This is a genomic window from Arthrobacter sp. 35/47 (assembly GCF_000520475.1).
GTDB classification, from domain to species: Bacteria; Actinomycetota; Actinomycetes; order Actinomycetales; family Micrococcaceae; genus Arthrobacter_D; species Arthrobacter_D subterraneus.
In genome coordinates this window covers 108,864-119,993 of record NZ_KI914592.1, presented here as the reverse complement: position 1 = coordinate 119,993, position 11,130 = coordinate 108,864, and the positions used below count along the sequence as shown (strand labels likewise).

The following is an 11,130-nucleotide window of genomic DNA, read 5'->3' as shown; positions in this document are numbered from 1 at the left end:
CGTTCTCTGCTCCCGCTACCGCGACACCGTGCTGCGGACCTGGCGCTGCGCGCTGGTGCTGCCGCTGGCATCACCGGGCATGACACTGGCCTGGCTGGTGTCGATCGGAGGGATCGCGCTCCTGCTCAGCGGAGTGAGCGCGCTGCTGCCGCTGATGGGCGCCTCACTGCCGCTGCTTGCCTCCGGCCTGGTGATCGGCCACCGCCTGGACGTACTTGCCCTGAACGACGGCGGCGCCCCCGCGCGCCGCCTGCCTCCCAGGGGGTTGCGCCGGCTCACTCCTGCCTGACCTCCTGACCAGACCCCGTAGACACAGACCACCCGATAGAAAAGGAACCCACCGTGACCACCACCACCACGCCCGACTCGACGGCGGCCACGACTCCCGCCGCAGGCAGCAACCTTCCCGTGGAAGCACCGACCACCATCCGCATCGACCGCTCAGCGGTTGTGGCGCCGATCAGCCGCCGGATTTTCGGCTCCTTCGTGGAGCACCTCGGCCGCTGCGTGTATGACGGCATCTACGAGCCCGGCCACCCCACCGCCAACGAGGACGGCTTCCGCATGGACGTCGTCGAACTCGTCCGGGAACTCGGCTCCACCACCATCCGCTACCCGGGCGGCAACTTTGTGTCCGGCTACCGCTGGGAAGACGGCGTCGGCCCCCGCGACCAGCGCCCGGTGCGCCGCGACCTGGCCTGGCATTCGCTCGAGACCAACCAGGTGGGCCTCGACGAGTTCGCCCGCTGGTGCAAGCTCACCGGCTCCGAGCTGATGATGGCCGTGAACCTCGGTACGCGCGGCATCGAAGCGGCACTCGACCTGCTCGAATACGCGAACCACCCCTCCGGTACGGCGCTGAGCGACCAGCGCATCGCCAACGGCGCTGCGGAGCCGTACAACATCCGCATGTGGTGCCTGGGCAATGAGATGGACGGCCCCTGGCAGATCGGGCACATGTCCGCCGAGGACTACGGCAAGATCGCCGCCCGGACCGCCTCCGCCATGAAGACGGCGGACAAGAACCTCGAGCTGGTGGTGTGCGGCTCCTCCGGCTCCTCCATGCCGACCTTCGGCGAATGGGAGCGCGTGGTTCTCGAGCAGAGCTACGACTACGTGGACTACATCTCCTGCCATGCCTACTACCAGGAGCGCAACGGAGACCTCGGCTCCTACCTCGCCTCGTCTCTGGACATGCAGTACTTCATCGAAACCGTGGTCGCCACCGCGGACCACGTGAAGCACAAGCTCAAGAAGCAGAAGACCATCAAGCTCTCTTTCGACGAGTGGAACATCTGGTACCTCGACGAGCACCAGGCCTCGGACGAGGTCAACAACGAGTGGCGGGTAGCCCCGCGCCAGCTCGAAGACACCTACTCCGTCGCTGACGCCGTGGTCTTCGGGAACCTGCTGATCACGCTGCTCAAGAACCACGACCGCGTCGCCTCCGCGTCACTGGCACAGCTGGTCAACGTAATCGCGCCGATCATGACCGAACCCGGCGGCGACACCTGGCGCCAGACCACCTTCTTCCCCTTCTCGGTCACGTCGCGGCTGGCGCGGGGTGAGGTGCTCCGCCCGCAGATCGATGCCGGAACCTACTCCACGAAGGTCTACGGGGATGCCCCGCTGGTGGACGCCGTGGCAACGGCGGACGCCGGCAACTCGGCCCTGTTCCTGGTCAACCGCAGCCAGACCGACGCCATTGACGTTTCCATCGACGTCCGGGACCTCGGCGCGGAGGCCATCACCGAGGCCGTCACCCTGCATGACGAGGACGTCTACGCCAAGAACACCCGCGAGGACCAGACCCGGGTCGGCCTGCAGCAGCTCAACGGTGCAGTGCTCGACGGCGGTGTCCTCACCGTCACGTTGCCGCCGGTGTCCTGGTCGGCGATCGCCCTCGCATAGTGAGGCTCTCCGCAGCGGTATGGCCCGCCATCCTCGCCCTTGGTGCGGGGCTGGCGGGCTGCGCGGCCCCGGCTTCCGGGGAACTGGAGCTGAGTGGCGACTATTTCACTCACGATCCGGCGCTCATCGCAGGGGCCGGCGCCGGCGAACGGGAGGGCGACTGGTTTGTCTACTCCACCGGCGACGGCCGGACCGCGGACGGCAACATCCAGGTCCGCCGCTCGGAAGACGGCGAGCACTGGGAGTATGCGGGCGAGGTGTGGCAGGAAAAGCCTGAGTGGCTCACGGAGGCGGTTTCCGGCGTCGACAATCTGTGGGCGCCGGAGCTCTACGAGCAGAACGGCACCTGGTACCTCTATTACTCGGCGTCGACCTTCGGAAGCAATGATTCGGTAATCGGGCTCGCGACCAACACCACGCTCGATCCGGAAGACCCCGCCTACGAGTGGGTGGACCGGGGAGAGGTCATCTCCTCGAAGGGGAAGAACTACAACGCGATCGACCCGGGCATCGTCGAGGATGCGGACGGCACACCCTGGCTGAGCTTCGGCTCATTCTGGGGTGGACTGCAGCTGGTGGAGCTTCAGTGGCCCACCGGACTCCCCGCCGATCCCACGTCCGAGCCGCTGACCATTGCCGACCGGCAAAGTCCACCCAACGCGATCGAAGCTCCGTACCTCCTTGCCCGGGACGGCTATTACTACCTGTTCGTCTCGAAGGACTTCTGCTGCAAGGGGCTCGAGAGCACGTACAACATGGCGGTGGGACGGTCCGCCGACATCGAGGGACCCTACCTGGACCGCGACGGCGTGCCCATGCTCGACGACGGCGGTACCCCTCTGCTGGCGAGCGAGGGTCCGCGCGTGGGTCCGGGCGGCCAGTCCGTCTCCGGGAACCTGCTCGCCTTCCATTACTACGACGAAGCACTCGACGGCGCCTTCCGGCTTGGCCTCATCCCACTGACCTGGGACGACGGCTGGCCCACTGTGCGCTGGGATCAGGACCGCACATGACACCCGAGACCGGTACCGTCGCGCCTGCTGCACCCCGTGCCCGGGGCAGACTGGCGTTCAGCCCGCTGCCGCTTGATGCAGTGACCTTCACACCGGACGGCATGCTGGGTTCCTGGCAGCACACCAACCGTTCCTCCAGCCTCCGGCACTGCATCGACCAGCTCGAGGTGTCCGGTGCACTGCCGAACATGCGGGCGGCTGCCGAGGCACAGGAGGCGGCGTCGTCGTATGAATTTGTTGGTTTCCACTTCGCCGACTCGGACATCTACAAGGTGCTCGAGGCCCTCGGCTGGGAGGCGGGACGCAGTGACATCACCGAATTCCTGCCGTTCGTGGACGAGACCATCGCGCTGCTTGCCCGCGCCCAGCAGGAGAACGGGTATCTCAACTCGTTCTACGCCGCGACACCCGACAAGCAGTTCGCCGATCTCCGCTGGGGCCACGAACTCTACTGCCTCGGGCACCTGCTGCAGGCCGGCATCGCCTGGGCGCGGACCGCCGGACGCACGGACCTGCTGGAGATCGGTGTCCGGTTCGCCGGGCTGGTGGACCGTTCCTTCCCGCCGGGCGGCCGTCCACCCGTGTGCGGGCACCCCGGGATTGAGACGGCGCTGGTGGAGCTGTACCGGCTGACCGGCGAAACCCGCTGGCTTGACCTCGGACGGCGGATGATCGATGCCCGCGGGCAGCGGAGCGTCGGCGAGGACCGCTTCGGCTACCAGTACTTCCAGGATCACGCGCCGGTGCGTGAGGTTCCCGGAGCCACCGGACACGCGGTGCGCCAGCTGTACCTGGGGGCCGGTGCCGCCGACCTGTACACGGAGGACGGCGACGAGCAGCTGCTCGCAGCGCTGAAACGCATCTGGTCCGACGTCCACGGGCGGAAGATGTACATCACCGGCGGGCTCGGCTCCCGGCACCGCGACGAAGCGTTCGGCGACCCCTTCGAGCTCCCGCCGGACCGCGCGTACTCGGAGACGTGTGCGGCCATCGCCGGCGTGCAGTTCAGCTGGCGGATGCTCCTGGTCACCGGTGAGTCCAGGTACGCGGACGAGCTGGAACGCGCGCTCTACAACGCCGTTGCAGGTTCCACGTCACCGGCCGGAACGGAGTACTTCTACTCCAACCCGCTCCAGGTCCGCACCGAGCGGGACGGCGAGCACGAGCAGGCGCCGGCCCGCCGCGCTCCCTGGTACGACTGCGCCTGCTGCCCGCCGAACCTCGCCCGCCTGCTCTCGTCCCTGCACGCCTATGCGGCAACCATGGACGACGACGGCGGCCTCCAGCTTCACCTGTACGAGCCCGCAAACCTCCGGCTGCCGCACGCGTCGGTCACCGTCCGCACCGGCTACCCGTTCGACGGCCGGATCCTGCTGGACGTCGACGGACAGCTGCCGTCGCTGGCGCTGCGCCTGCCCGGGTGGGCGGAGCGCTACTCGCTCCTGGTGGACGGCGTTGAGCACCGCGCCGAGGACGTCGGTGGATACCTTGTTGTTGCGGGCGTCGGCACCGGAACCATCGAATTGGTGCTGCACCTGCCCGCCCGGTTTCGCTCACCGCACCCGCACATCGACGCGGTGCGCGGGTGCCTGGCCGTGACGCGCGGACCCATCGTGTACGCGCTGGAGCAGACGGACCTGCCCGCCGGCGTCGTGCTGGAGGATGTGGTGCTGGAAGCCGCGGGTGAGCCGGTGGTGCAGGGCGCTGAAGCGCTGGTTGCCGATGACATCCGTGTCCCGAAGGTGAGTGTGTCCGCGGTTCTCCGGACGCCGGCGTCGTCGGATCCGTACCCGGTGGCGGGCACTGCGGAGCCCCGCGCGGACGCTGCCTTCAGGGTTGACCTGGTGCCGTACTTCCGGTGGGGCAACCGTGGCCCGGGCGGCATGCGCGTCTGGATTCCTGCCGGCTGAACCGGTGGCGCCCGCTACGCCGGGGTGAAACGCTGGGGCAATGGCATACAGCAAGGGAACCAAAGTCAGCTGGCACACGTCGCAGGGCAAGACCCACGGCACGGTCGTGGAAAAGAGGGAGAAGGAGTTCACCTTCGAGGGGCAGAAGTTCAACGCATCGAAGGATGAGCCCTACTACATCGTCGAAAGCGAGAAGTCGGGCAAGCAGGCCGCCCACAAGGAAAGCGCGCTCGAGGGGCACTAGCGGGAATGTTTCCCGCCTGCCGCCGGTTCAACTAGATGCAAACGCATGAATAGCAGCGAACTGGAGGACGGGCAATGGATACGCGCCGGGTAGTAGTGGTGTCAGGCGGAATGGGAACGCCGTCGTCGAGCCGGATGCTCGCGGATCAGCTTGGCGAGGCGACCCGCCGGGAGCTCGAACGCGCCGGCGTCCACACCGACGTCACCACCATCGAGCTGCGCGAACTCGCTGTCGACATCGCGAACAACCTGGTGACGGGCTTTGCCCCGCCTGCGCTCGCCGATGCTCTGGAGTCCGTGGCGGATGCGGACGCCCTCATTGTGGTCAGCCCTGTCTTCTCGGGCTCCTACAGCGGCCTGCTGAAGTCCTTCTTCGATGTCCTCGACAACACTGCCCTGGAGTCGATGCCGGTGCTCATCGCGGCGACGGGCGGCAGCGTGCGGCACTCCCTCATGCTCGAGCACGCCATGCGTCCGCTCTTCATCTACCTCCGCGCCCGGGTTGTCTCCACCTCCGTCTACGCCGGCCCCGAGGACTGGGGAACCGGAACAAACGGGGCTGACGCGCTGGACCAGCGTGTCAGGCGCGCCGCCGGCGAACTCGCCGGCATGGTTGAAGGCACCGCGGCGGTACAGCGCCGGCAGCGCCCGGAGACATCCCTGCCGTTCGAGGAACTCCTGGCGCAGGTGCAGGGACGCTAGATTCTTACCGGCTGGTTATTCCCGTCCCGGCTAGCTGGCGGACGGGAGCTGGCTGATCGCCGATTCCAGTGTGGGCTCAGCCGCTGATCGGTTCCACGGCATCTTCGACAGCACCGTACCCATGGCGCAGGTATTGGTCGCGGCCGAGAACGTCAGCCCGGCGCCGATGCCTCCGGCGATCAGCTGCAGCTTCGGGGAGATGAATCTGCCGGCGAGGAGCCCGGTGAGAACCAGTGACCCGGCAACCATCCGGACCTGGCGCTCCAGGGCCCAGCGCTGTGCCCCCTCGATGACTTCTCCACCGGCTTGCGCGAAGGCGGGAACGCCACCGGCCAGCACCAGCGCTGAATCAACCCCTGCTGATGCGAGACGCTGGCGGGCCTGTTCGGCGCGCACTCCCGACTGGCACACGAGGACCACACGTTTCCCCAGCCGGCTCTGCACCTGGGCGGCGTGCTGTGCCAGGAGCGGCAGCGGCACGTTGTAGGAGCCGCGGATGTGCAGGTTCTCGTATTCGGCGGCGGACCGGACGTCGACAATGACGAGGTCCTCGTGCTCGCTGATCCACTCCCGCAGGACGGGCGGTTCCAGGGTGGTGATGGTGCTGCTCGCGGAGGCCAAGGGGTCTCCCTTCCAGGCAGGGAAATGGGTGGACGTTCAGTGTGGCACCCGGGTCGTCCGTCTTCCAGAGGAATGAAACGCGGCGACGCATAGCGTTCTGCTCAGTGCATGGTGAAGGTGCGCGCGACGGCGTCGTGCACTTTCGGCACCCCGGCCATGCCGCCCATCAGACGGTTCCGGGCAGCCAGCACCGGGCCCGGCAAGGGGCGCCCGAGGATCATATTGATGTGCGCCTGGCGTGCGGCCACCAAGGCAGCCCGCCGCCGCTCCCCGTTGAAGCGGCGAAGCCCCAGCCCGACGTCGGTGCCCGCCAGCGAAGCGACCACCAGCGGTACCAGCTGGGCGGCATCAAGCCATCCCAGATTCATGCCCTGCCCACCGATGGGGGACACCTCGTGCGCGGCGTCGCCGACCAGCGCGATGCGCCCCTGCACAAACCGGTCCGCAATCCGCCGCCGCACCGTGAAGGAGCTGAGCATCATGTTGTTCGAACTGTCCACGGACACTCCGGTGCGTTCCGTGACCAGGCCTGCAACTGTCTCGGCGGTCGGGTCTGCGACCAGCGACGGCATCCGGACCACCCAGCGCCGAACCGAGCCGGGCAGGGGGAAGGACTCCACAATCCCGCTGGGCTCCAGATAGAGCGCGGCGGTGCATCCATCCGCGGTGGTGTCGGGGAAATCGCCCATGACATAGGCATCGGGGTAGGGGCGGACACCGGCACTGATCCCGGCAGCATCCCGCACGGTGCTCCGGCCGCCGTCGGCTCCGATCAGCAGCGCGGACCGGTGCGCGCCGCTTTCGGTGACGGTCAGCACCTCGTTCCCGAGATCATGCGCCGCCGCCACAGTCTCCCCCCGGCGCAGCGCCGTGGGGGAGAGCGCTGCAAGCCGCTCGGCCAGGATGCGCTCGGTCTGCTCCTGCGGGAGCGCGAGTACGTAGCGGTGCCGGCCAGGGAGACGCTCGAAGGACAGCTCCGCCACCGTCCGCCCGAGGCTGCGGGCAACCCCGCCCGGAATCTTCACGCCCGCGGAGAGCAGCTGTTCAATCACCCCGGCTTGTTCCAGCGCCGCGAGTGCGGGCGGGTGAATCCCGATGGCGCGGGAGTGCGGGCTCCGCTCGGTGCGGCGCTCCAGGACCTCCACGTCCACCCCGGCCTGCGCCAGGAGGATGGCCGTGAACAAGCCCACCGGCCCGCCGCCGACAATGAGAACCTCAGGCACGGTGCACCAGGAGGTTACGGAACGGGAACTGCCGTTCGACACGCCAGTTCGACGGCACCGCAGCACGCAGCTCCTCCGCGAGGTAGCTTCGGCGGATCGAGGTCAGCCCATCCCGGCGGATGTAGGACCCACGCAGCGGCAGCGTCGCCACACCGAACAGCGCGAAACCGATGCGGGTCCGCACCAGGTCGCTGTGCAGCGCCAACCGGGTCCCCAGCTGTTCGGAGTCTTCCAGCAGGCCCCGCAGCTCGCCGGGGGAGAGGTGGTGCAGCACGTGGTTGGAAGTGACGACGTCGAACCGCGCGCCCTCGGCGACCAGCTCGGAACTGAAGGCGCGCCTGAAGGTGAGTCCGGGCGTCGTCGGCTGGCTGTTTGCGAATGCGTGGGCGCGTTCGTCCGGGTCAATTGCGGTGATGTCCAGCCGGAAGCCGTCGCGGGCGGCCCAGCGGGTAAACGCCCGGGGTATGTCGCCGCCGCCGGAGCCGATGTCGAGGAGGGTATTGGTACCGGACGTCCGCAGCACCGGCCGGACGTGCCGCACCCAGGTGCGGTGCCAGCCCGCCACAGTCCGGTTGACCAGCCCGAACTGGGCGTAGGTTCGTTCCAGCATGGCGGGGTTGCAGCCTGGCTTGTCCATCTCCTCGATTGCGGTGAGGTCCCGGTGGGCGAGGAAGGCCATTCAGGCGGAGGTCTTGGTGAGGAGGGCAGTTTCCACCGCGAGTCCGGGCCCGAACGCCATGGAACAGATGCGTTCATCGGCCTCGCCCGCGGGCTGGTCGAGGATGTGCTTGAGGACAAACATCACCGTCGCGCTGCTCATGTTCCCGTAGTTCCGCAGGGTCTCCCGGGCGGGGATGAGCTGGCCGTCGCTGAGCTTGAGCTTGGCCTGCACCTTGTCGAGGATGCTGCGGCCGCCCGGGTGGATGGCCCAGTGCTCAATGTCCCGGTACTCGAGCCCGATGAGGGACTCGTCCCGTTCCAGCAGCGGCGCAAGCGCGCCGACGATGTGCTCGTCGATGATGTGCGGCACGTAGGTTCCGAGGACCATCTCGAAGCCTTCGTCACCGATGTTCCAGGCCATGGATTCCTCGCCGACCGGGGTCAGCGTGGTCTCGAAGAAGTCCAGGCTGAGAACCGGTGCGGCCGGCTGCGGAAGATCGGTGCGGGCGCTGATCAGGGCCGCCGCTGCGCCGTCGGCGAAGAGCGAGGTCCCCACAATGGTGTCCGGGTTGTTCGAGGTGCGCACATGAAGCGAGCACAGCTCCGCGCTGACCACGAGGACCACCGCCCTGGGGTCCGCCTCGCAAAAGGACTTTGCCGCGCGCAGGGCAGGGAAGGCGGCGTAGCAGCCCATGAACCCGAGGTGGTACCGCTGAACTGAGGGATCCAGGCCCAGTGCACGGACAATCTTGTAGTCCGGCCCGGGGTTGAAGAAACCGGTGCAGGACACGGTGACCACGTGCGTGATGTCGGCGGCTTCGACCCCCTCTGCCGCATCGAGCGCCTTTTGGGCAGCCTCGACGAACAACCTGGTGCCCGCCTCGGCGTAGACCTCATTGCGGACCTTGGTCCCGGGGCTGAGGATGGCCATGGTGGCTGAATCGAAAAACACCGGTTCCTCGCTGTGCCGTCCGAGGGTCATCTCGTCCACAGCGGTGTAGCGGGTGTCGATGCCGGAGGAATCGAACGCGGCCGTGACCAGCCGCTTTCCCAGCCGGCTGAGCCCGGGCTGGGCGGCGAAGACGTCCCGAACCTCCGCCTGCACCATCACGGTTGTCGGCACGGCGGTTTCAAGGGACCTCATCAGCACTGTCATAGTTCATTCTTAGGGGAGCGGATAACCGAACACAATACGACGCCGGCTCAGGGCCCTTCGCTGCCTGCCCGCTGTTTCTGCCCTAAGCTCTCCGCGCGGAGCGGTAGCGTGGGGATATGGACCGGCCCCTGAGCGAACGACGACGGCGCCCCCTCCCGCAGCGCCCGGTGCGCCTGGGCGTTGTGGTGGCGGTATCGGCCGCGTTGCTGGCCGGGTGCAGCGGGTCCCCCGGCGCAGGGACGACGTCCTCGGACTCGCCGCAGGCCACCTCCTCCTCGGCTCCAACGGGGGCCACCTCTCCATCGCCCACGCCGACGCCGTCGCCCACTCCTTCACCCACACCCTCACCCACCCCGGATCCGCTGGAGCTGCCCCGCGGCGGCGTGGAGCTGTTTCCCGAGTACCGGCTGGTCGGATTCAGCGGGCACCCCTACTCGGCGGGCCTCGGCAGGCTGGGTATCGGCGCCATTGACGAGCGGGTCGCGGAGATCGAGGCGCTGGGGGCGGAGCTGGCGGGCGGCAGGACGGTGATGCCCGTGCTGGAGCTGATCGCCGTCGTCGTGCAGGCAGCTCCGGGCGATGACGGCGCCTACCGCACGCGTACGTCCGACGACATCATCGGCGAGTACCTCGAGGCCGCCCGCCGGCATGACGGGATGCTGCTGCTGAACGTCCAACCGGGGCGGGCCGGTATGGCGGACGAGGTCCGCGCCCTTGAGAAGTGGCTGGTGCACCCCGACGTCGGGGTAGCCATCGATCCGGAATGGGACATCACCGGTGAACAGCTTCCGGGCCTCGCCTACGGGCACACCACGGGGGAGGAGATCAACGAGATCGCGGCGTACCTTGATGATCTCGTGACGGAGAAGAACCTCCCGCAAAAGCCGCTGATTTTCCATCAGGTGGCTCCCGGCGTCGTCTCCAATGTGGCGGCCATTCAGGAGTATGAGGGCGTAGAGGTGATCCGGAGCGTCGACGGCATCGGTGCGCCCCACATGAAAATCGAGACCTACAACCTGCTGATGAAGGACCTACCGCCCACGGTCCACGCCGGCTTCAAGCTGTTCTTCGAGGAGGACGTGGTGCTCGGCCCGCTGATGACGCCGCCCGAGGTCCTCGCTCTGGTCCCGCGACCGGAGTACATCCTGTACGAGTAACCCATCCGCCGGTGCCGTAGCGGCGAATAGAAGTTACGGTAGACAACGAGGATGGTGGAACATGGCGGTTCGATCGGCGGCACTGATGTGCGGAGCCCTGCTCACGGCACTCCTCGCGAGCGGATGCATGGCCGTCGAGTCCAACCCGCTTGATGTGAACTCTCCCCGGATGCAGGAAAACGCGAGCGCCGTTCAGCAGCCCGCCACCGCTGACGTCGGCGATGATCCCCTCAATCTCGCCGAGAACGGCGCCACCCTCTGCTCCACCCAGCCCGGCATCGGCTTCCAGGAATTCACGGTCCTGGTGCACAACGAGGCGCTCGAAACCTTCACGCTCGACGACGTCACCCTGCAGGATCCCGACGGACTCACCCTGGTGAGCGCCGAGGTTTCCCCGGCAAACCGGGAGGGTCACCACAAGGCCCACGGCGGCGAAGAGGGCGACGACGGCGGTCACGGCACGCACAGTGCGGAACCTGCGCCGGCGGCACCCTCCGCAACCGCTTCAGCGGCAGCCCCGGTGGATCCCGTCCC

Annotated in this window: 12 protein-coding genes; 8 read left to right on the top strand and 4 right to left on the bottom strand. The window is 67.8% G+C overall.

The window, feature by feature from the left end; all coding sequences use genetic code 11:
* The 6 genes from X803_RS22200 to X803_RS0107195 form a co-directional block, all read left to right on the top strand.
* Positions 1–289 (top strand): hypothetical protein (locus X803_RS22200; RefSeq protein ID WP_162149207.1); only part of this gene is annotated, 289 nt, incomplete at its 5' end.
* Between the two features lie 119 nt (positions 290–408).
* Positions 409–1,911: an arabinosylfuranosidase ArfA gene (locus X803_RS0107215; protein WP_026544623.1), complete on the top strand. Its 1,503-nt coding sequence runs from the start codon at positions 409–411 to the stop codon at positions 1,909–1,911.
* Positions 1,911–2,924, top strand: coding sequence for an arabinan endo-1,5-alpha-L-arabinosidase (locus tag X803_RS0107210; protein ID WP_253907408.1), 1,014 nt, complete (start codon positions 1,911–1,913; stop codon positions 2,922–2,924). Before X803_RS0107215 ends, X803_RS0107210 begins: the two co-directional genes overlap by 1 nt.
* Complete coding sequence (locus tag X803_RS0107205; protein WP_026544621.1) at positions 2,921–4,834, top strand: glycoside hydrolase family 127 protein; 1,914 nt, start codon at positions 2,921–2,923, stop codon at positions 4,832–4,834. Before X803_RS0107210 ends, X803_RS0107205 begins: the two co-directional genes overlap by 4 nt.
* 40 nt (positions 4,835–4,874) lie before the next feature.
* Positions 4,875–5,078 (top strand): hypervirulence associated TUDOR domain-containing protein, encoded by a 204-nt coding sequence (locus tag X803_RS0107200; protein WP_026544620.1) that lies wholly within the window; start codon positions 4,875–4,877, stop codon positions 5,076–5,078.
* 74 nt (positions 5,079–5,152) lie between these two features.
* Positions 5,153–5,779, top strand: coding sequence for an FMN reductase (locus X803_RS0107195; RefSeq protein ID WP_026544619.1), 627 nt, complete (start codon positions 5,153–5,155; stop codon positions 5,777–5,779).
* A gap of 30 nt (positions 5,780–5,809) precedes the next feature.
* Here the strand turns inward: X803_RS0107195 and X803_RS0107190 are convergent, their stop codons facing one another.
* From X803_RS0107190 to X803_RS0107175, 4 genes are all read right to left on the bottom strand, one after another.
* Positions 5,810–6,400: a rhodanese-like domain-containing protein gene (locus tag X803_RS0107190; RefSeq protein WP_026544618.1), complete on the bottom strand. Its 591-nt coding sequence runs from the start codon at positions 6,398–6,400 to the stop codon at positions 5,810–5,812.
* Positions 6,401–6,501: 101 nt separating this feature from the next.
* Positions 6,502–7,623, bottom strand: a complete 1,122-nt coding sequence (locus X803_RS0107185) for an FAD-dependent oxidoreductase (RefSeq protein WP_026544617.1) — start codon at positions 7,621–7,623, stop codon at positions 6,502–6,504.
* On the bottom strand, positions 7,616–8,302 hold the full coding sequence (locus X803_RS0107180) for a class I SAM-dependent methyltransferase (RefSeq protein ID WP_026544616.1): 687 nt from the start codon (positions 8,300–8,302) through the stop codon (positions 7,616–7,618). The genes X803_RS0107185 and X803_RS0107180 overlap by 8 nt, the downstream gene beginning before the upstream one ends.
* Positions 8,303–9,439: a type III polyketide synthase gene (locus X803_RS0107175; protein ID WP_026544615.1), complete on the bottom strand. Its 1,137-nt coding sequence runs from the start codon at positions 9,437–9,439 to the stop codon at positions 8,303–8,305.
* A gap of 116 nt (positions 9,440–9,555) precedes the next feature.
* Here X803_RS0107175 and X803_RS0107170 point away from each other — a divergent pair, with 116 nt between their 5' ends.
* Together X803_RS0107170 and X803_RS22195 are read left to right on the top strand one after the other, a co-directional pair.
* Positions 9,556–10,596, top strand: coding sequence for a hypothetical protein (locus X803_RS0107170; RefSeq protein WP_216699041.1), 1,041 nt, complete (start codon positions 9,556–9,558; stop codon positions 10,594–10,596).
* 61 nt (positions 10,597–10,657) lie between these two features.
* Positions 10,658–11,130: hypothetical protein (locus X803_RS22195; protein WP_035778182.1), on the top strand; the 473-nt coding region annotated here is incomplete at its 3' end.